Origin of the sequence: Pseudoalteromonas undina (assembly GCF_000238275.3) — a bacterium.
Classification (GTDB): domain Bacteria; phylum Pseudomonadota; class Gammaproteobacteria; order Enterobacterales; family Alteromonadaceae; genus Pseudoalteromonas; species Pseudoalteromonas undina.
This window is the reverse complement of sequence record NZ_AHCF03000003.1, coordinates 1,343,073-1,362,668: the sequence shown is the minus strand read 5'-3', so window position 1 is coordinate 1,362,668 and position 19,596 is coordinate 1,343,073. Positions and strand designations below refer to the sequence as shown.

Annotated in this window: 17 protein-coding genes and 1 pseudogene; 8 read left to right on the top strand and 10 right to left on the bottom strand. The window is 38.3% G+C overall.

Features of this window, described 5'->3' with window-relative positions; genetic code table 11:
• Positions 1 to 4 precede the first annotated feature (4 nt).
• Both PUND_RS09985 and PUND_RS09980 read left to right on the top strand, forming a co-directional pair.
• Positions 5 to 558 (top strand): annotated as a pseudogene (locus PUND_RS09985) (transposase); the annotation flags it as partial.
• A 368-nt stretch (positions 559 to 926) separates the two neighbouring features.
• Positions 927 to 1,478: a cytochrome b gene (locus PUND_RS09980; RefSeq protein ID WP_010389965.1), complete on the top strand. Its 552-nt coding sequence runs from the start codon at positions 927 to 929 to the stop codon at positions 1,476 to 1,478.
• A gap of 49 nt (positions 1,479 to 1,527) precedes the next feature.
• Here the strand turns inward: PUND_RS09980 and PUND_RS09975 are convergent, their stop codons facing one another.
• From PUND_RS09975 to PUND_RS09965, 3 genes are all read right to left on the bottom strand, one after another.
• Positions 1,528 to 3,075: a methyl-accepting chemotaxis protein gene (locus PUND_RS09975; protein ID WP_010389966.1), complete on the bottom strand. Its 1,548-nt coding sequence runs from the start codon at positions 3,073 to 3,075 to the stop codon at positions 1,528 to 1,530.
• 183 nt (positions 3,076 to 3,258) lie between these two features.
• Positions 3,259 to 4,776 (bottom strand): leucyl aminopeptidase, encoded by a 1,518-nt coding sequence (locus PUND_RS09970; protein ID WP_010389968.1) that lies wholly within the window; start codon positions 4,774 to 4,776, stop codon positions 3,259 to 3,261.
• 162 nt (positions 4,777 to 4,938) lie between these two features.
• Positions 4,939 to 6,954 (bottom strand): TonB-dependent receptor, encoded by a 2,016-nt coding sequence (locus PUND_RS09965; protein ID WP_010389969.1) that lies wholly within the window; start codon positions 6,952 to 6,954, stop codon positions 4,939 to 4,941.
• A gap of 212 nt (positions 6,955 to 7,166) precedes the next feature.
• Here PUND_RS09965 and PUND_RS09960 point away from each other — a divergent pair, with 212 nt between their 5' ends.
• Both PUND_RS09960 and PUND_RS09955 read left to right on the top strand, forming a co-directional pair.
• Positions 7,167 to 8,984, top strand: coding sequence for a protein kinase domain-containing protein (locus PUND_RS09960; protein WP_010389970.1), 1,818 nt, complete (start codon positions 7,167 to 7,169; stop codon positions 8,982 to 8,984).
• A 56-nt stretch (positions 8,985 to 9,040) separates the two neighbouring features.
• Positions 9,041 to 9,472 (top strand): DUF3859 domain-containing protein, encoded by a 432-nt coding sequence (locus PUND_RS09955; RefSeq protein WP_010389971.1) that lies wholly within the window; start codon positions 9,041 to 9,043, stop codon positions 9,470 to 9,472.
• 56 nt (positions 9,473 to 9,528) lie between these two features.
• Here PUND_RS09955 and PUND_RS09950 read toward each other — a convergent pair whose 3' ends face one another.
• The 3 genes from PUND_RS09950 to acuR form a co-directional block, all read right to left on the bottom strand.
• A complete protein-coding gene (locus PUND_RS09950) occupies positions 9,529 to 9,945 on the bottom strand; it encodes a VF530 family protein (RefSeq protein ID WP_008114664.1) in 417 nt (138 codons plus the stop codon).
• A 72-nt stretch (positions 9,946 to 10,017) separates the two neighbouring features.
• Complete coding sequence (gene acuI / locus PUND_RS09945) at positions 10,018 to 11,010, bottom strand: acrylyl-CoA reductase (NADPH) (RefSeq protein ID WP_010389972.1); 993 nt, start codon at positions 11,008 to 11,010, stop codon at positions 10,018 to 10,020.
• A 49-nt stretch (positions 11,011 to 11,059) separates the two neighbouring features.
• On the bottom strand, positions 11,060 to 11,695 hold the full coding sequence (acuR, locus tag PUND_RS09940) for an acrylate utilization transcriptional regulator AcuR (protein ID WP_010389973.1): 636 nt from the start codon (positions 11,693 to 11,695) through the stop codon (positions 11,060 to 11,062).
• Between the two features lie 375 nt (positions 11,696 to 12,070).
• Here acuR and rmf point away from each other — a divergent pair, with 375 nt between their 5' ends.
• A complete protein-coding gene (rmf, locus tag PUND_RS09935) occupies positions 12,071 to 12,241 on the top strand; it encodes a ribosome modulation factor (RefSeq protein ID WP_008114656.1) in 171 nt (56 codons plus the stop codon).
• Positions 12,242 to 12,304: 63 nt separating this feature from the next.
• On the opposite strand, the gene fabA is transcribed toward rmf, so the two are convergent.
• Positions 12,305 to 12,820, bottom strand: a complete 516-nt coding sequence (fabA, locus tag PUND_RS09930) for a bifunctional 3-hydroxydecanoyl-ACP dehydratase/trans-2-decenoyl-ACP isomerase (RefSeq protein WP_010389976.1) — start codon at positions 12,818 to 12,820, stop codon at positions 12,305 to 12,307.
• A gap of 195 nt (positions 12,821 to 13,015) precedes the next feature.
• Here fabA and PUND_RS09925 point away from each other — a divergent pair, with 195 nt between their 5' ends.
• From PUND_RS09925 to PUND_RS09915, 3 genes are read left to right on the top strand one after another with little or no spacing between them, the layout of a single operon-like run.
• Positions 13,016 to 13,873 carry a 6-carboxytetrahydropterin synthase gene (locus tag PUND_RS09925; RefSeq protein ID WP_010389977.1) on the top strand — a complete coding sequence of 286 codons (858 nt, stop codon included), beginning with the start codon at positions 13,016 to 13,018 and terminating at the stop codon, positions 13,871 to 13,873.
• A complete protein-coding gene (locus PUND_RS09920) occupies positions 13,866 to 14,684 on the top strand; it encodes a M23 family metallopeptidase (RefSeq protein ID WP_010389978.1) in 819 nt (272 codons plus the stop codon). Before PUND_RS09925 ends, PUND_RS09920 begins: the two co-directional genes overlap by 8 nt.
• 5 nt (positions 14,685 to 14,689) lie before the next feature.
• Positions 14,690 to 15,124: an acyl-CoA thioesterase gene (locus tag PUND_RS09915; protein WP_008114650.1), complete on the top strand. Its 435-nt coding sequence runs from the start codon at positions 14,690 to 14,692 to the stop codon at positions 15,122 to 15,124.
• A gap of 197 nt (positions 15,125 to 15,321) precedes the next feature.
• On the opposite strand, the gene PUND_RS09910 is transcribed toward PUND_RS09915, so the two are convergent.
• From PUND_RS09910 to PUND_RS09900, 3 genes are read right to left on the bottom strand one after another with little or no spacing between them, the layout of a single operon-like run.
• The gene (locus tag PUND_RS09910) at positions 15,322 to 16,644 is read right to left on the bottom strand and encodes a Na+/H+ antiporter family protein (RefSeq protein WP_010389979.1); all 1,323 of its coding nucleotides are present in this window, start codon (positions 16,642 to 16,644) and stop codon (positions 15,322 to 15,324) included.
• On the bottom strand, positions 16,641 to 18,614 hold the full coding sequence (locus PUND_RS09905) for a transglutaminase TgpA family protein (protein WP_010389980.1): 1,974 nt from the start codon (positions 18,612 to 18,614) through the stop codon (positions 16,641 to 16,643). Before PUND_RS09905 ends, PUND_RS09910 begins: the two co-directional genes overlap by 4 nt.
• Positions 18,607 to 19,596: a DUF58 domain-containing protein gene (locus PUND_RS09900; RefSeq protein ID WP_010389981.1), complete on the bottom strand. Its 990-nt coding sequence runs from the start codon at positions 19,594 to 19,596 to the stop codon at positions 18,607 to 18,609. The genes PUND_RS09905 and PUND_RS09900 overlap by 8 nt, the downstream gene beginning before the upstream one ends.

The window sequence follows — 19,596 nt, the reverse complement described above, 5'->3', positions numbered from 1 at the left end:
TAAAATGCCTAGATATACCTAACCTAGAAAGACATGGTTTTATCCCGTTAATTTTAAAGTCAAAGCAGTCGAACTAAGCTTACGAGACGATGTCTTGTCAAAGGACGTTGCCGAGGCGCTAGATATTCATCCGTTAATGCTGAGTCGTTGGCGAAAAGAGTATCGAGAAGGTAAGTTTAAAAACGCACCGCGCTATCAAAGCAACAACGAAACAATGAGTAAACTCCCAACAAAAAAAGAGTTAAATAACATTCAAAAGCTTAAGAAAGAAAATGAGCGCCTTAAGCAGGAGAATGACCTGCTAAAAAAGTGGCAACGGTATCTGGCGGAAGTACATCAGAACGATTTGGATTCATCAAAAAGTTCGGACAAGCTTTAGGCGTCAAATGCTTGTGTTCTTGGCTTAATGTTTCGCGTAGTGGGTTTTATGCTTGGCGTGAGCGTACAGTGTCAGCTAGAGTGCTGTCAGATGCTAATTTGTTGTTGATGATAAAGCACGTGTTCAATGTAAATCATCAAACCTATGGTAGCCCACGCGTATTTCATGCGCTAAAAAAACCAATGGGGTCAAATCTTGACTTCAGACATCATAAGAACCAATTCTGCTACCTTTAGCTAGTCTAAATCACTCGTCGTTCTCGATACTCTTTCATTTGCTGCTGTTTATTATTTCTAAAACACGTTGATTTTTAAAACGGTAACTTAAGGTTGCCGTTTTTTTATGCCTATTATTTAAGTTTATTTTAAGCTTGCTCAGTTATTATAACTAATACTTAAATTCCAGAATCATTAAACTATTGAACTGACTTATTAACTCATTCTATGTTTCAGATCATTAAACTGTGAATGATTAAAGGTTAGCCTGTATACATGTACTCATATGCATAAGTGAGCTTTTAACTTTAATGCGTTTATTAGGAGGTATTATGAATTTTAAAAATACAGATACTCATTACAATACACTCTCTGTTGCTTTGCATTGGTTGATGTTTATTTTAATTGTGACTGTGTACGGTAGTATTGAACTTCGCGAATTATTTGATAAAGGCACTGAAACCCGTGATGCCTTTAAAATGTGGCATTTTATGTTGGGTTTATCGGTTTTAGCTTTAGTAAGCGTGAGGGTAGTTGCGCGTGTAGTGGGCGGCTCGGTACCAGCTATACACCCTGAGCCTGCAAAGTGGCAAGATAAGTTAGCTAAATTTGTACACCTTGCGCTGTATGTGTTTATGTTTGCTATGCCAATTGCGGGTTGGTTAATATTAAGTATGGCAGGTAAACCTGTGCCATTTTTTGGTTTAGAGTTGCCTCCATTGGCAAGTGAAAACAAAGAGCTGGGTAAAACCATTAAAGAAATACACGAAACAGCGGGCGAAGTTGGTTATTACGTAATAGGCTTACATGCGGCGGCTGCATTATTTCATCATTACATTTTGGCTGATAACACCTTTAAACGTATGCTGTTTTCTAAAAAATAAACACATCACATATAGAAAGGGAGACCATGTGTCTCCCTTTTTATATGAATTAATGATTTGTACTTTTAAACCCAATTCTAAACCCGCCCCAATGTTTACCGTTTACATAAATTGGCACCGAGAGGTCATGCAGTATTTCACCGGTATCACGTTTATAGGTTTGTAATAAAAAGCTTTCGGTGTGGCTACCACAGCGAATTCCTGTCGGGTCATTAAAAATACGTTTAGTACGGTTGTTTACTAAATCTTTTTCAAAGTTACCGGTTAGGGCTTGGCTATAGCGTTTGTTATGAGTAGGAAAGTAGCCCTTAGTATCAACGGCTCCTGCAAAAATTATGTCTTTATTTTCCAGAATTGGTTCTTGAATAGCCGGCAGTGATTGATCTGTAAGTTTATCGTAATCGGTTGTGTACTTGGTTGGATTAGTATTCTCGATGGGTTTATAGTTTTGCGAAAAAAGTTGTTGCTGGGTTATTTTTCCGCTTTGGATCCAACCCTCAAAACATTCGCCAATTGCTTTACTGGCGTGTTTAGCCGATATCAGAATTGGTTTAAAGAATGCGTCATACTCTATGTTTTCAAGCTCTCTAAATATTGATTCTGATCCCAGCGATAAAGAAGACGCTTGCTGAGAAATTGTACTGCCTTTTTTAGTAACTTCGCCCAATAAACTACTGATGCTAGTGACTGAGCTATTTATTTGTGTGGTTGCATGCTGAAATGCAGAAACAGACTGATGCATACTATCAAGCGCGGTAGATGAGGCACCAATATCTTGGTTAATTGTTAAAAAGGATTGAGTCACGTTTTCAAGCTCTGATTTTACAGAAATACTTTGCTGTGAAACCTGCTTCATATCTTCATTGGTTTTTATACTGTTGGCGTTAATGTCTGTGAGCATGTCAGCAATTTGTTTGGTTGCTTCATTGGTTTTATTTGCAAGGTTACGCACTTCGTCGGCAACAACCGCAAAACCACGACCTTGCTCACCTGCACGAGCGGCCTCTATGGCTGCATTTAAAGCAAGTAGATTGGTTTGCTCTGCAATGTTTTGAATAACTTGGGTAATGCTTTGTATATCACTGGCACTTTTTAATAATAAATCTAATTGCTGGGCCACTTTATCTATAGAGCCTGATAACGAATCAATTTGGCTGGTGGCCGTTTGTAAGCGGCTATCGGCAGAGCTTGAGGCTTGCGCTGTTTGTACCATTGCTTGATTAATAGTGGTCATGCTGTCACTGAGTTCAGTACTATTTTGTGAAAGCTCGTGTGTGGCACGCCCGACAGTTTCACTTTCTTTATAACAGGCGTCTATTTCTTTAGATAAGCTATCAACATAAAATGACACTTCAGCTGCGCCTATGGCATTTTTTGAGGTGGCTTTGGTAATGTTTTGTGCAATTTTGTTATTGAACGACTGCACGGCACCTAGTGACGAATTGTTATTTGCTGATTCAGATTTTACTGGTTTTATATAAAAAATTGCAGATAACAGCACTATAATTGCTGCAGCAATGGTGGAGAGCTGTTCAAAATAGAAAAGAAAACAAATGCTTAAATAAAAAATGCTGTAGAGCAGGTAGGTTATTTTCATTCCTTTGACCTCGTTACTAATTGTTCCTTCTATCTTTGATTATAAATCAAACAAAATCAAATAATAAACACACTTTTAAGGATTTATTAATAGTGATGTATTGAGCTCTATAAAACTGTTTTCGTACAAAAAGCGCCAAAGTAGTAAACCTACTTTGGCGCTTTTATTAGTATTAATAAACAATTAGTTAGCTAATAACCATTCGCTTAATAAGCGAACACCAAACCCCGTTCCCCCTGGTGATAGCTCATCTTTACCTTTTTTCACTAAGGCATTACCTGCAATATCGATATGCACCCAACGGGTGTCGCCAGCAAAATGCTCTAAGAAAGTAGCGGCTGTGGTTGCACCAGGGCCACCTGAACCTACATTTGTTATATCAGCAATGTCAGACTTCAACATATCTTTATAACCTAATGGTAAGCGCCATAGGTTTTCGTTTACTTGTTTACCTGCAAGGGTAAGTTGCGATACTAGTGTGTCATCATCAGAGAATACCGCTGCGTATTCATTACCAACAGCACGAATTTTAGAACCCGTTAAGGTTGCAACATCAATCATGATCTCTGGTTTGTAGTGCTCACGTGCATACCACATTGCATCACTTAGTACTAAACGACCTTCAGCATCGGTATTTAAAATTTCTACACTTAAGCTTTCAGCGGTGCGAACAACATCGCCCGGCGCTACAGCAAATTGCGATACCATATTAGCTGCCATGCCCATAACAGCTACTACGTTTTTATCTGCTTTAGCTAACGCCATTGCTTTTACAGTACCAAGCACTGCAGCAGCACCGGCCATGTCTGATTTCATACGTGCAATAGACGCGCCGGTTTTAATGCTGTAACCACCTGAGTCGAACGTAATGCCTTTACCAACAAGGGCAATAGGGGCAGCGTCAGAACCTTTATAATGAGCAACTACTAAACGTGCACCTTGCTGGCTACCTCTACCCACAGCTTCTAATGCGCCCATGCCTAGTTCTTTTAGTTCTTTAGGCTCTAACACTTTGATAGTAACCCCTAACGACGCTAATTCTTTTGCTGCATTGGCAAAATCAACCGGTGTCATTTCTGTAGCCACTTCTGAGGTTAAATCGCGTGCTAAAAATACACCTGCTTGAATACTCTCTAATTGGCTGTAAAGCTTGCGAGTTTGCTTGGTGTTATCAACATCAAACGTATAGCTAACTGTTTCAGTGCTTGGTTTTTTTTTGTAGTTTTCAAAACGGTGATCGCGTAGGTTTGCACCGTGGGCAAAATTAGCAGCAAGCGCAGCATTATCATTTGCACCCGTTACATCATCAAAAATAACACTGGCAGTGCCTACTTTAGCTTTAACTAGGCGAGCATGAATATTACCGCCTAACTTAGCCGCTTTTGCTTTATTTAATTCGTCTGCTTTACCTGTACCTACAACCAAAATACGGCTGTAGTTACTTTTACTAGGCGCGACAAGTTGCGCGACTTTTGCGTAATCGCCAGTGAAGTTTTCTATATCGATAACACGTTGTAATTGGCCATCAAATTGTTTATCAAGTGTTTTAAATTGGCTGTTGCTGCCATCTTGGCTATAAAATACAACCAGCGTATTTGCGTCGCTGTCTACTTTTGTAGAAAAATTAAAGTCTGCTGCTTGTGCATTAATACACATACCCAGTGCAAGCGCGATTGAAGAGGCTTTTATAATACGTTTCATTTTTTAACCTAAGAATAATTTAAAGGGGTGTTTTACCTTATTTAGCCTACTGTAGTTAAGTAGGATACGGTGAAACAGCAAATAACAACGATATAGTTACTTTTTTCTGTTATTTTCGCTCTATAAATCATTTTCATTCGTTTTTATTGTCATAGGCGGAATTTAAAATAATAAGCTAAAACTTAATCGGGCAGTTCTTGGCTCTATAGGGTGAAAGTGATTATCTTCAACACCATCAATGGGCTCATTAGGTAAGCGCGATGAATAATAATAATCAATATCATGGTCTCTGCTGTTAAATAAATTCAGTAACTCAAACTCTACTTGCCAATGAGTTTGCTGATAACTTATAGAGCTATTAACTACGGTTAATGGCTCCGAGCGTTTTTCTCCGTCGCTTGTTAATGTGCGTTTACCTATATGGCGAATACGTAACGATGACTGCCATTGTTCTGTTAAATGCCAATTTAAGCCAGCGCTTGCGACAACGGGTACTGCACCTTCTATATAGTTTTTGACATTATTTATGCTTAAACGAGAGTGGGTAAATGATGCTTCAGCATCAAGACTAAAACTATTATTAACCCAATAATAGGCGCTCATCTCTATACCATAGCGCTCAGAGGCATCACTAGGCTCTGTATTACCTGCATCGCCAACAAATAGAAGTTCTGAGTCGAGGTTTAACCACCATAATGCAGCCGATAAGTTAAATGTTTTTGGTTCAGCAAACCTTAAACCAATTTCAGCGCCTTCACTTTTTACCAGTAAATCTACTTGCTCTGATTTATCTAATGTAACAGGGTCTACATTAATTGTTGCTCCACGAGCATCATTTGAATGAAATGACTGACCCCAATTAGCATAGGCGGCTACTAAATCGGTAAATTGGTAGTTTAAACTAGCTTTTAAACTCACTAAATCATCGTTTTGACTACCCGAATTAGCTGAAATATTGCTATTAACATCAACGTTATAGTAGTCGTATCGAATACCTAAGCTTGCTTCTAGATTGGTACTTAAAAAAAGCTTTGATCCCCAATGGGCTGAGTAACTAGTTTGATTTAAATCGTCTTGTCTTACTGTAGATAATCGCTTTCTTTTTTTTGTGTTATATAAGCCAACGTTATCAATGTTGGTATGATGAAGTGCTAACCCTGCCGTATGTTGCATGTTAATAGCTAGCATTTTGGTATCAAGCTGATAATTAAATTCGCCACCATATACTTTACGACTGTCTTTTTGGTTAAATTGATCGCCATTAACAGGATCATTTAAAAAATAGCTAAAATTTGAGTATAAATCTAAGTCATAACTTATTGCGTATGCATTTACCTTTAGGTTTTCACCTTGCCAAACGGTCGATAAACTATAGCGGCTAGAATTGCCACCTAATGACGTATCTAAAGAGCCAAGCTGAGAAATTAACCCTTGAGAAACTGCGCGCTTAGGGATTTGGTCAGCTGAATTCCAGCTGTTGTGATAGGCCATAGCACTGAGGGTAAAATCGCCATTAAATGCTTTGCCAACATATCGAAGGAGTGCGTTTTTTTTATTAACAGCTTCATTAATATCATCCCATGGACCGGAGTATCCTTGCCACTCAGCTGCGGCCATTAGTTTACCTTTTGTAACATCAGTTGAAGCGAGTACTGTGGCTCGCTTGTAGTTATCTTCTCCAATACTAAGACTTACTTGTTGATGAGTTAGTGTATCTATAAGATTAAAATTTGCGCTCCCAGCTGATGAAAAGTCTCCTTGGGTAGCGCTATAAGATCCTTTCTGATAATTAATGCTTGATATAGATTCTGGAATAATAAAATTTAAATCGGTATAGCCTTGACCGTGCCCATGGCTAGGTAAATTTATTGGCATACCATCAATATTAGTGGCGAAATCTGTTCCGTGATCTAAATTAAAGCCCCTTATAAAGTATTGATTCGCTTTTCCTGAGCCACTATGTTGAGTTACTGCCATACCTGGGATCAGTTCCAACAATTCTGCACTTCTTAACATAGGACGTTGTTGAATCTCGCCTTGCCCAATAATACCGCTTGAGGCACTAATAGACTCGCCAATTAGGCTATCTCTGTGTCCGTAAACGGTTAATTTCTCTATGCTTGCTTGTGCATAACTAAACGGTAAAATTCCTAATGTTATAAATGCTAGTTTCTTCACGCTTAAAGTCCTTTAAATCATTATTCTTTAACTAGATGTCATTAAGCAACGGCCAGAACAGGATATTGGATGCAATATTTTTTATTATTTATGTTTTTATCAATCATATTTATAACTGCAGATAAAAACAAAGCTATAAGCTATTGTAATCTCTTTATATAAAACTAATAATCGAAGGGCGTTTTTACACCTTATTATTTTGAGTACATGCATTGAAAGCAAAAGAAATTCGCAACTTTTATATTAACGAAGAACAGTCTGTTTATTTGTTATCGCACCGTGATGCTAAAAAGCATCGCCAATGGCTTAACATTTGTATTAAACAGCTAACACTACTTGGTTATAAAAATGTTGAAATGATTGGCTCTGGTGCGTTTGGCTTTGTTTTTGCGGGTGATGATGAACATGGCCTGCCGTGGGTGTTTAAATTTTCAAGAATAACGCTGGCACAAAGTGTGCGAGATCGCCTTGAAGACGAAGCGTATATGCTGTCTCAAATTGATAATCCGCTAATACCAAAATTTTATGGCTTTGAGCGGATTAAAAAACAGGGCATTTTAATGATGGCCCGTGCAGTAGGTGAAGACCTTGAAAAAGTATCACTTAAGCAAGGGCGGCTATCTGCTGCAAAAATAATGAACTTAGCGGTAAAATTGAGAAATGTGTTGCTTGATTTACGCCATCATAAAAATGGATTAAGCCCTCAACCTATTGTGCATGGCGATATTAAACCCTCTAACTTGGTGTGGGATGAAAAAGCCAAGCAGCTTTCATTGGTTGATTGGGGAAGCTCGGTATATGCCCAAGTAGATGAACAAGGTAACCCTATTGCCAGTAATTTTATGGATTTAATGTCGGGTGATTTAAGCACCACTAACGCGCGAATGGGTGATGTGTATTTTATTGGTGATGCGCAAATGTCTGGCGAAAAGTCATCCCCTCGTTTTGATGAGCAGGGGGTTGCATCAACGTTGTATGCACTTGCATCGGCTCAGTCTTGTCGATTTGGCGCTCAGGCTATTCCGGCCAGTAGTTTAATGCTACCAAAAGAGCTTGCGAATGTAATTGACGGCATGCTTTCAAAAGAGCGTAGTGTAAGGGATAAAGCCGGCGACTATTTTATGCGTAACATAGAAACTATGGCAAAAGCATTTTTACCAGAGCTACCAAAGCAAGACACTAAAGCACGCATTCCTTTTTGGTTTAGCCAAGATCCTGAGCCCGAAACCGTTGTATATAGTTCCCGAAAACAATTTTTACGCCAAGCCGACCATAAACAGCAATTACTCGATGTAAACGATGCCCAGTTAGATAGGTATTACAAAGAATTTTTGTTTGATACTGGGGATACCGAAAAAGCGTTTTTAGCGTCAATTAGTCGCTTAGCGAAATACCCGGTAGTAGGGGGACTGAGTTTTCATTGGAAAGATGATTCTTTGTATGTTGAGTCATCACTTATTATGCACGATGAAGCTTTAGCCACCGCGTTTACTGATGCGGTAAATAATACTGTAATGCTGGCACAAGCGATTAGTCAAAAAGGCTTATTTAAGTGTTGTTTATTTGATGCCCGCAAAACAATTCAGTTAGAACGCGATGGCACCGGTGCGTTCAAATTTAACCAGTTACCTGAGCTTGACTATGAAGTGGTTAATGTAAAAGCCAGCGAGGTAACCCGTCCGCACTCATATTTTGAAGATGGTAAAGATCCCGATGAACAACTGCAACTGCCTAAAAAGGTGATTAAATGTGTATTTGAGCTAAACCAGATACATCATACGGGTTGTATTATTTTTGAAGCACTACCAGATAGGATGAAAATTCACCATTACTATCGATTACTCGATGCTAGTAAAGAAGTTGAATTTAAACGTTTGCTAAATAAACTCATGCAGTACGCGGTTAATATAACTGATGTTGGGGTCGCTGGTTTTATGAAGTTGCCGTATAAAAATACTCGCGAGTTTAGTTTATGCGAGCAGCAACCCAGCAATTATTATCCTAAAAATCCAAAACAACTACTTAATTAATAAGTCACTCGCTGAGGCTGGTGGCTTAACAATAGAAAGAAAAAATAGAAAGTTAAATGGCAAAATCTAAACCACAAATTACATTAGAAAGTTACGGTATATATTCCAACTGGGACAAAGCCAGTAAATCGTTACCACAAATCACGCAATTCACCACAAAGGTAACCGCGTGTATTGATGTGGAATTTGGCCTAATAGTAAATATCAAAAAAGCCAAAGGCGAAAAGCTACATTATTGTATTTATCACCCCGGTATTATAGATGCCGATGGCGAAGTGATGCAGCCTTTTGAGGGGAATGTATATGTTAAAGATAACGATTGGTCGTTTTATTTAGGCGACACCGTGTGGGAGCCTATAGAAGATAAAATAGGTAACTGGCGTATGACCTTATCATTAGCAGGAAAAGTCATTGCTGATAAAACATTTAATCTAACTAATGAACAGACCAAAACAGAAGATGATTTTTGGAAACACCGAGGCTATTAATTTCCTCAATAAACAAAAAAAGCTAACAATAAAGTTAGCTCTTTTATGAAATTAGCTTAGTTACCCCAAGGGTTACTTGAATTTGAACGTTGTTTACGAGTACGGGCACGTTGCTTGGCTGCTTTTTTCTCTTGAATACGCTTAGCATCAGAAAAGCTTAACTCGCATGGTTCACCTGGTTTATCGCCTTCAGGGATAATACGGTCTCGTGGAGGCAGTTCGTATTGTACGTCATCTGGGCGTGGTAAGTTTTTTAGGCGGTACAAATAGAAATTATCTACTTTTTGCTGTGCCCACTCGGTTTTACGTAAAAATTTAACCGCAGATTTAATGTCAGGGTTATTTTTAAAGCAGTTGAGTTGTAAGTAGGCATGCAGGAGTTCCCACCCATATTGCTCAACCAGTTCTTCAACCACTTGCTCTAATTTAACGCCTTGCAGTGGGTTATTACTGAAAAGTTCTTGGTTGCTCATAGGTGTTCTCTCGTTATTAAAAATACGGCCAGTATTATAAATTTAATAACGAGAGTTTAATAGCAAAAATGCTTAACTTTGACAATTAACCACAACACGACCACGAATTTGGCCCTGCATGAGCTGTTCAGCATTTTCAATAACCTGATCAAGTGTGATTTCGGTCGAAATTTTATCTAAGTAATCGCTACTAACTAGGGATGCTAAACGATCCCATGCTTCAACACGGTCCGCTTTAGGGCGCATTACGCTATCAATACCCATTAAAGAAATACCACGTAAAATAAATGGCGCAACAGACGCTGGCAAATCCATACCTTGTGCAAGCCCACAAGCTGTTACTACGCCACCGTATTTAAGTGAGGCACAAATATTAGCAAGTGTGTGACTCCCTACAGAATCAATGGCAGCAGCAAAGCGTTCTTTTTGCAGTGGTTTACCTGGGTTTGAAAACTCGTTCCTATCAATTACATTAGTTGCACCTAATGATTTTAAATAGTCAGCTTGTTCCATGCGACCTGTTGCTGCGGTTACTTGATAACCTAGCTGGCTTAGTAAATAAATAGCAAAACTGCCTACGCCACCATTGGCACCGGTGACTAACACTTCACCTGAGTCAGGGGTGATCCCTTGTTTTTCAAGGGCAATCACGCTCAACATTGCTGTGTAACCGGCAGTACCAATTTGCATAGCTTGTTTAGCTGATAAGTTGGCAGGTAGGGGAATTAACCAATCGCTGCTAAGAGCCGCTTTTTGGGCTAGGCCACCCCAATGTTTTTCGCCAACACCAAAGCCATTTAAAATCACCTTATCGCCAGCTTTAAATTCTTCACTGTCGCTGTTAGTAACTGTACCCACTAAATCAATGCCAGGTACCATAGGGAAGCTGCGAACTACAGGACCTTTGCCAGTAATGGCTAAGCCATCTTTGTAATTTAGGGTACTGTACAGTACGTCAATTAATACATTTTCGTTTGGTAAATCATCACTGTTTATGCTGCTTAAATTGGCACTGTAGTCGTCGTCTTGCTTGTCTATAACAATAGCTTTAATAGGATTGCTCATTAGATTTCCTTTTAGACCGATCGTCTTTAAATTGATAATAAAAAATGCATCATTTGAGTAATGTGCGTAAAAACATTTCTGTGTATAAAGTCAGTGGCTTGCTTGATTGTGTTAGTTTAGCTCGCATTACTGCGCCTTCCCAACCAATCCAAAAAAATTCACTCATTTGTGTGGTATCAATATCAGCTTTAATAGTGTGTTGCTGTTGAGCCAAGTCTAAGCACTGTGTTAACTGTGCTTGCCAAGCATGGTAACTCTGCATTAGGCGTATTTTAAACTCGTCACTTAAATGATTGAGTTCTTGGTTTAAATTGCCTACTAAACAACCGCGTTTGTAATCATATTTTTGCATCCCAGCTATAGCACTTTGGGTAAAGTTAACAATGCGTTCTAGGGGCGGTACTTCAGGTTGCTCTAAATAAAACTTAAGTTTAGCTATAAAAAACGTGTCGTACGCATCAACCAAAGCTAAGCCAAATGCTTCTTTATTTTTAAAGTAATGATAAAACGAGCCCTTAGGGACTTTGGCTTTTTTTAATATGGTGTCGAGCCCTGTGGCACTAAAACCAAACTCAGTGAGGGTTTCTAATCCCACACGAAGGAGCAACGCTTTAGTGTCTGCGTTGTCTCTGGCTATTTTGGGTGGGCGGCCACGCCTATTTGTAACTGCTGATATTTTATTCATAACTTATATTAGACCGATCGGTTTTAAATAATCAAGTGTTTATTTGCAATCTTTTTAAAACAACGAAATCTGTTCATTTTTCGATTACAAATTAATGAGGAACTTTAGCTTATGTTGCCAGTCACAAATATGACACTTATGTGTTTTTGAGCCGATATGTCGGAACATTTAAATAAAGTTATATAGGTTAAAGTTGATTAAGTTTGAGCAGTAAATTTATTTTTTAATTAATTTATCATTGCATCAGCAGCTTAGTTAAAGTCAAACAAATTAATTGTATTTTGTGTTTGAATTAAACATTTTTGTTGGCTATTTATTAAATGTAGATGAACTTTATGCTACAAAAATATAAATATAAAGGTGAGGATTTTACCGATGAAGAGACAGAAAAGAGATCGTTTAGAAAGAGCTCATTCTCAAGGTTTTAAAGCAGGTTTAGCTGGTCGCTCAAAAGAGCACTGCCCTTATCAACAAGTTGATCCTAAGTCTGAGTGGCTTGGTGGTTGGCGCGAGGCAATAGAAAATCGCAATATGTATAAAACATAAACTCATAACGAATTAAAGCAAAAAGGCCTCCAAATGGAGGCCTTTTTGTTGCGTGTTTTAAACTTAAAACGCGCTGGTATCTTGGAACAAGCCTACCTTTAAATCTTTTGCTTCGTAGATCACGCGGCCATCTACTTCTACGGTTCCATCAGCCATACCCATAAACAATTTACGCTTAATAACGCGTTTCATGTCTAGACGGTAGGTTACTTTTTTAGCTGTTGGCAATATTTGACCGGTAAATTTAACTTCACCTACACCGAGTGCACGACCAAGACCAGGACCACCAGACCAACCTAAGAAAAAGCCCACAAGTTGCCACATAGCATCTAAGCCTAAACAACCAGGCATTACTGGGTCGCCTTTAAAATGACAGTCGAAAAACCAAAGGCTAGGATCGATATCTAGCTCTGCAACTATTTGACCTTTACCATGTTCACCACCGTCATCGGTAATTGAAATGATACGATCCATCATTAACATGTTGTCACTTGGCAAACGACAATTTCCTTCACCAAACATTTCACCTTGACCACAAAGGATCAAATCTTCTTTTGTATAGCTATTTTTAGGTTCCATAACACTTTATCTTTGCTTAGAAATTGCCCCGTACTTTAGCGTACACTTGTACGCTAAACAACTCGGAGCAGTTAAAAAATGGTTTAATTATAAGCAATCAGTAAATGCAACTGATTTTAGTATGATTAAACCGCGCAATTACTAACAGAAATCATTATAATTGGGACTGACTTTTAATCAGTTTAAAGGAAATTTATGACCCTTTTTGTTAACTCACTCACTGTGATTGATTTTTCTTACTTATGCAATAAACGCGGTGCAGTTGGCGAAAGTTGGATTGTTGATTTGACTTTACATGGCAAACTAAACGAAGAGTCTATGGTTTTAGACTTTGGCTTAGTTAAAAAGCAAATTAAAGGCATTATTGATGAGTGTATAGATCACCGTTTAGCTGTTCCTAACAACATAAACGGCAGCATCAACGAGTTTGCTGATCACAAAACATTAGATTGTACATTTGCTGATAACAAGCACCTTGCAATGAGTGCGCCTCATCAAGCATATTGCTTAATAGATACTGATGAGATTAACGTTGAATCAGTAACAGAGTACTTAGTTGCCACAATACTGCCACAGCTTCCTGATAATATTGAAAAGATTGAGTTGGTGTTAAAGCCTGAGCACAATCAGAGCTTTTATTACCACTATAGCCATGGCCTTAAAAAGCATGACGGTAATTGCCAGCGTATTATTCATGGTCATCGCTCACAAATTGGTATAAGCCTTGGCGGTATTTCTATGCCTCGTTTGCAAAAACAGTGGGCTGATAAATGGCGTGATATTTACTTAGCATCTAGCGAAGATCAAATAAACGCCTCTGAATTAAAACATATCTCAGCTAAAAGTGATGATGTTTGTTTTGCGTATACTGCGGCGCAAGGTTACTTTGAAATGGCTATTAGTGAATCACGTTGCGACATTTTACCAATTGATACCACGGTAGAATGTATTGCTGACTATATTGCCAGCCAAGTGAAATTAGAGCACCCAGAAAAAGACGTCAAAATTATCGCCTATGAAGGTGTTGGAAAGGGGTCGATTAGTTATGCTTAAATCCTTATTCGTTTCGGCGTTAATTGTATCAACTAGCTTTAGTGCTATAGCGCTTGAGCTAAAAGGGCATTTAACTCAAGGCGGCCTAGTAACAGGGCAATTAGATAACGCTAAGTCGGTAACCCTCAATGGTAAGTCGTTAAAACTTGCTGATAATGGGTTATTTGTATTTGGTTTTGGCCGTGATGCAAAACCTGTACATACATTAAGCTGGGTAGATAAAACCGGTAAAAGCCACAGCCAAGATTTAGTTATTACTCTTCGCGATTACGATATAGATAAAATTACCGGTGTTGCTAAAAAATACGTATCGCCGCCAAAAGCGGTAAGTGAACGTATTAGCCGTGAAGCGATCGCAGTACGAAAAGCACGGGCTGTTAACTCTGATTTAGAATACTTTTTACAGCCAGTACTTAGGCCTGCAAAAGGACGCATTTCAGGTGTTTATGGTAGCCAACGTTACTTCAATGGCGAACCTCGCAGGCCACACTTTGGTTTAGATATAGCAAACAAAACAGGTTCACCTGTGTATGCTCCGATCAGCGGGACGGTAGTATTTGCTGAACCAGATTTATATTACTCTGGTGGTACTTTGATTTTAGATCATGGGCATGGGGTTACTTCTACTTATATTCATTTAAGTAAGCTTGATGTAAAAGTAGGGCAGAAGATTGAACAAGGTACAAAGGTAGCTGAAATAGGTGCTACGGGCCGTGTAACTGGGCCGCATTTAGATTGGCGATTTAATTGGCAAGGTGAACGCCTTGACCCTGCATTATTAATGCAAGACACATTAGCTAACAAAAAGTAGAGATTATGACTCAAGTAGAGCGCGAAGCCATTATTGCGCAACGTATAAAAGATTCGACCACTTCGGTAACTAAGGCCGTATTTCCTGGGCGTACTAACCATCATAATACGCTATTTGGTGGTGACGCATTAGCATGGATGGATGAAGTTGCTTTTATAGCTGCCACCCGTTTTTGCCGTAAACCATTAGTAACTATTTCATCAGATAGAGTCGATTTTAAAGAAGCTATTCCTGCTGGTTCATTTGCTGAATTGATATCAAAGGTATCGCATGTGGGGAATACCAGTTTAAAAGTGGATGTTGAAATATTTCTAGAAACTATGCACAAAGATAACAAGCACTCAGCTATTACAGGCAGCTTTACCTTTGTTGCTGTTGATGATAACCACAGGCCAACACCTGTCGTGTGTGACAAAATGCTGCATGGTTTTGAGTTATAACACCTAAAGTAAAAACAATATAAGCACCATGATTTGTGCTTATATTATTAACCACAAAGAACACATCATACTATATTTATCTTATGGGCAACTTAGCAATTGAATAAGATAAAAAGTATTAGTTTTTCAATGAGGAGGGCGTATTAAAGTAATAAATGAGACTAATAAAAAGGCGTGCAATGCACGCCTTTAAATAATTATAAAACCATAGCGGCTATCCAGCCAAACACCAATAACGGAATATTAAAGTGAATAAAGGTTGGCACAACCGAATCCCAAATGTGGTCGTGTTGTCCGTCAGCATTAAGTCCTGATGTTGGCCCTAGCGTAGAGTCAGAGGCAGGGGAGCCAGCATCGCCTAATGCGCCTGCAGTACCAACAAGCGCAGCGGTTGCCATAACAGAAAAGTTTAGCTCTAAACATAAAGGCACAAATAAAGTGGCAATTATTGGCACAGTTGAAAATGAACTACCAATGCCCATAGTTATAAATAAGCCGACCAATAAAATTACTGCGGCTGCTATGGGTTTATTACCGTCAAAAATGGCGGCGCTGCTATGGACTAGGCTAGCAACGTGTCCGGTTTCTTTCATTACCGCAGCAAAACCTTGCGCTGAAATCATAATAAAACCAATCATTGCCATCATGGCAACACCCTTACTAAATACGTCGCCGTTTTCTTCCCACTTAACAACACCAAATACACTAAATATAACCACCCCGACTAGGCCACCTAATATCATTGAGCCACTGGCATTTTGAGCAATGAGTGATGCAAGCACGGCAAATAAACCAACTAGCATTACCTTTTTTGGGTTTTCAACATCAGCTTGTTGGCTTTGCACAGTTAATGCTGTGCTTGTGTATTCACGGCGTTTTCGATAACTAATAAATAGGGCAATCAACAAGCCGACAAACATACCAATAGCTGGAATTATCATTGCTAAAGGGACACTGGTATTAACAATCTCAAGGCCATTATCAACTAGGTTTTTATGTAATATTGAGTATAAATAAATACCCCCAAAACCATACGGCAGCACCATATACGAGGTGGCTAAACCAAAGGTTAAAATACAAGCAATGGCACGTCTATCTAATCGCAGTTTATTAAACACAACAAGCAGCGGCGGGATCAAAATGGGAATAAAAGCGATATGCACCGGCACCAAGTTTTGAGAAGAAATAGCACAAATCAAAATAATAAACAGAATAAAGTAGCTTAATATGGTTTCACTAGAGCCTGTTTGAGCATTTACTTTAGCGAGTAACTTAGCAGCCAAAATACGCGTTAAGCCTGACTTAGAGATAGCGACGGCAAATGCACCTAGCATCGCATAGCTTAAAGCAATTTCGGCGCCTGATGATAAGCCAGAATTAAAAGCATCAATACTTTCTTTTAAGCCCATGCCTGCGGTTAATCCGGCAACAAGCGCACTTATTGTCATTGCAACAATCACATTTACGCGGACCAAAGTGAGTCCCAGCATTAAAATAACGCCTATAATAACTGCGTTCATAGATTTCTCTGTTTTATAGATTTAATTAATTTTATCAGATCTTTAGCCTGATTTTTACGTTCTTTGGTAAATGGTTGCCTTGCATAGCGCACTTGCTCAAATAAGTGACAAAAGGTGGTTATTTGTTGCTCTGCATAGGGGGCTTGTTGACTAATGTGTTGTAATGTTTGAATAGGCGTAGCATTTTTAGGGTAGTTTATAGTGTGCTTATTAGCCCAACTGAGTATTTGATAATACTCTTTTACCAGCGGAGGTTGTTTGGTTGTTGCCTTGGGGCGGTTCATATAAATAAAATAAGCACTAAAACTTAAAATTAAAACAATAATAACTCCAAGCGGTACTAACCAAACATAAGTGATACCAAACAGGGACGCTAATAAATCTTGTTGTTTATTTTTATCAAATCCCAGCACCCAACTAGACCATTGATAATCGAGGTTTTCTAATTCAAGGCGAAGCCAGTTTATGGCAGCATAATTACTTAAGCTAACTAAACCAAAATTAATATTATTTTTAAATTCATCATTTAATGCAGCACTCTGTGATAAAGAACCATTTAATCGTTCGGGCGCAACAACCGCTGTTGCATCAAATATTCTCCAGCCTGCATTAGTATATACCTCAACCCAAGCATGCGCATCGTATTGACGAACGGTAATATAGTCATTGTTTTGATTATGCTCTCCGCCTAAATATCCGCTTACTACCCGCGCTGGAACGCCAGCACTTCTAAAAATAAAGGCAGCTGCACTGGCATAATGACCACAAAAGCCACGTTTATTATTAAACATAAATTGATCAAGCGTATCATCACCGCGCATAGGTGTTGGCGTAAGAGTGTAACTGAAACTATTTTGCGAAAAATAATCTAACAGTTTATTAAAAAGCTCATCAGCGTTAGCACTTCTGTTTTTTAACTGTTGCGCAAGTTGATAACTTTTTTGATTATTACTCACAGTAAGCGTTTTATAAAAAAGCTGCTCTACGCTATTAAGCTTCTTAGTCGATAATGGTTTAGTACTAACAGAATATTGTAACACTTTGGATTTATATTGTTTTTTACGCAGTAAACCCACTGAATTGGAAACTACATTTTCATTGTTACTACTGGCATAGCCAAGCCCATATAACCAATCAGCCATTGCTGGCTCAGCAATTATTGAGTATTGAGTGGTATTTCCATTGCTGCTATTTTGGCTTGGTAACATCATTGCTTGTTTTAAAAACGAAGATGTTTTCCAAGTTTTACCGTCAAATTCATCATGTACAATAGCGCGCCAATAATAAGGGGTAGAGACTGAGTTATCATCAAACTTCGCTCTAAAAACCAACTCATCGGAGTTTGATAACTTTGCAATATCAAATGGGTCTACTTGTTCCGATAGGCCTGTTTGTGCCATTTTAGGGCCAGGGAATTGCCAAAATGCAGGAAGTTTTGGTAAAAATATTAAGAGTACAACTGCCAAAGGAAAAGCCAGAAATATTAGTTTAGCACTTTGTTTTGATGACAGTTTTAAACTATGACTAGATTCAAGTAACCCAAGTACAGCAAAATTTAAAATATACAGTGTACTAATAATTAAAGTGGTAAAAATAGTTTGGCTAAACAAATACACTGCTGAAAGTGAGAAGAATGTGAGGGTGATGATCAATTGATAATGCTGCTTTGTTTTTGCCTGTAGTAATTTAAAAACGCATGACAGCAAAAGCATGGCAACAAACAGCACCACGGTATCTTTAAAGCCAACACTGCTGAGCATAATAATTAATGCTATTGCAGCGAGTCCGTTGGCCAGCCACGCATTGGGCTTTTGTTTGTGTTTAAGAGTTAAATAAATATTCCAACCACATAACACGCTAAGCATAATAATAAAGGGTAGGGGCAAGTGTTCTATAAAAAAGCTCACTAAACCTAAGTAAATAAATGACAGAGAAAAATTTATAACGCGTTGATTTTTTATCTCATTCATAATCAGCGCCTACATTACTTAAGGCTTGTAAGCAGCGTTGCAGATGAAGCTTACCTGATCCATTTTCTATGGATTTATTGGGCAATTTCATCGAGTAATTAATGTCGCTTTCAAACGCTTGGCATACTAGGTAACACAATTGCCCTAAGCGTTGCTCGGTATCGCCTGTCATTAAATTAAAGTCAAATTGTGTATCGGCAGATTTAAAATCACTAAATTGTTTTACTAATAATTGCTGAGTTTTTGCGTAGTGTTTCCACGAAACTCGCTGCAACCCCATTTCTGGCAAATGGGTAATTAAACTTTCAAATTCGTCATCGCCTAGATGTTTTTCAGCTCCTTCATCATCATTAGCAGTCATTTGGCTTAATTGTTTTTGATTTGGTGTTTTAATAATTGAAGGGTAAACATAAACGGTATGATCTGGTTGAATATAGCTCCATACACTCACCAAACCAAATGGATAATTACTAGCAATTTTTATTGGCTTTAGTAAATAGCGTCCGCGCTTTAAATAAGGCAATGGTAACTGACATTGTATGGTATCGGCTTTAACACTCTCTATATAGCAGTCTTGTTCTAAATTATTGGGATAACTTAAGGTGATTGACTGACATGTGTCGTTTGATTTTATTTGCCACACTAATTGAGGTGGCTGTGGCGCATAACTCTCAATAGTATTCTTAAAGCTGACAGTTAAGCCTTTAGCGTTGCTATAACCTAACAACAAGGCAAAAATAATAATCACAAACATTAAATACGCCATAAACAGTATTAAATTATTTTGATAATTAATTCCCATTACAAAATTTAATAGTGCAACAATCGTAAAATATACACCCAGTGTGGAAGGCAAAACATAAATAGTATTATGCGTTAAAGTGATGCTATTTTTTTTGTGCTTATTTTTTAATAAAGTCGTTAAAATTGTACTTTTTATAGCATGAATAAAAGTAGGGCGTTTTAATTTTAAAATACCCAT

Coding starts and splice junctions, on each gene's coding strand:
- PUND_RS09980 (WP_010389965.1), top strand. CDS start 927: ATGAATTTTAAAAATACAGATACTCATTACAATACACTCTCTGTTGCT.
- PUND_RS09975 (WP_010389966.1), bottom strand. CDS start 3,075: ATGAAAATAACCTACCTGCTCTACAGCATTTTTTATTTAAGCATTTGT.
- PUND_RS09970 (WP_010389968.1), bottom strand. CDS start 4,776: ATGAAACGTATTATAAAAGCCTCTTCAATCGCGCTTGCACTGGGTATG.
- PUND_RS09955 (WP_010389971.1), top strand. CDS start 9,041: ATGGCAAAATCTAAACCACAAATTACATTAGAAAGTTACGGTATATAT.
- PUND_RS09950 (WP_008114664.1), bottom strand. CDS start 9,945: ATGAGCAACCAAGAACTTTTCAGTAATAACCCACTGCAAGGCGTTAAA.
- acuI (WP_010389972.1), bottom strand. CDS start 11,010: ATGAGCAATCCTATTAAAGCTATTGTTATAGACAAGCAAGACGACGAC.
- acuR (WP_010389973.1), bottom strand. CDS start 11,695: ATGAATAAAATATCAGCAGTTACAAATAGGCGTGGCCGCCCACCCAAA.
- rmf (WP_008114656.1), top strand. CDS start 12,071: ATGAAGAGACAGAAAAGAGATCGTTTAGAAAGAGCTCATTCTCAAGGT.
- fabA (WP_010389976.1), bottom strand. CDS start 12,820: ATGGAACCTAAAAATAGCTATACAAAAGAAGATTTGATCCTTTGTGGT.
- PUND_RS09925 (WP_010389977.1), top strand. CDS start 13,016: ATGACCCTTTTTGTTAACTCACTCACTGTGATTGATTTTTCTTACTTA.
- PUND_RS09920 (WP_010389978.1), top strand. CDS start 13,866: ATGCTTAAATCCTTATTCGTTTCGGCGTTAATTGTATCAACTAGCTTT.
- PUND_RS09915 (WP_008114650.1), top strand. CDS start 14,690: ATGACTCAAGTAGAGCGCGAAGCCATTATTGCGCAACGTATAAAAGAT.
- PUND_RS09910 (WP_010389979.1), bottom strand. CDS start 16,644: ATGAACGCAGTTATTATAGGCGTTATTTTAATGCTGGGACTCACTTTG.
- PUND_RS09905 (WP_010389980.1), bottom strand. CDS start 18,614: ATGAATGAGATAAAAAATCAACGCGTTATAAATTTTTCTCTGTCATTT.
- PUND_RS09900 (WP_010389981.1), bottom strand. CDS start 19,596: ATGGGTATTTTAAAATTAAAACGCCCTACTTTTATTCATGCTATAAAA.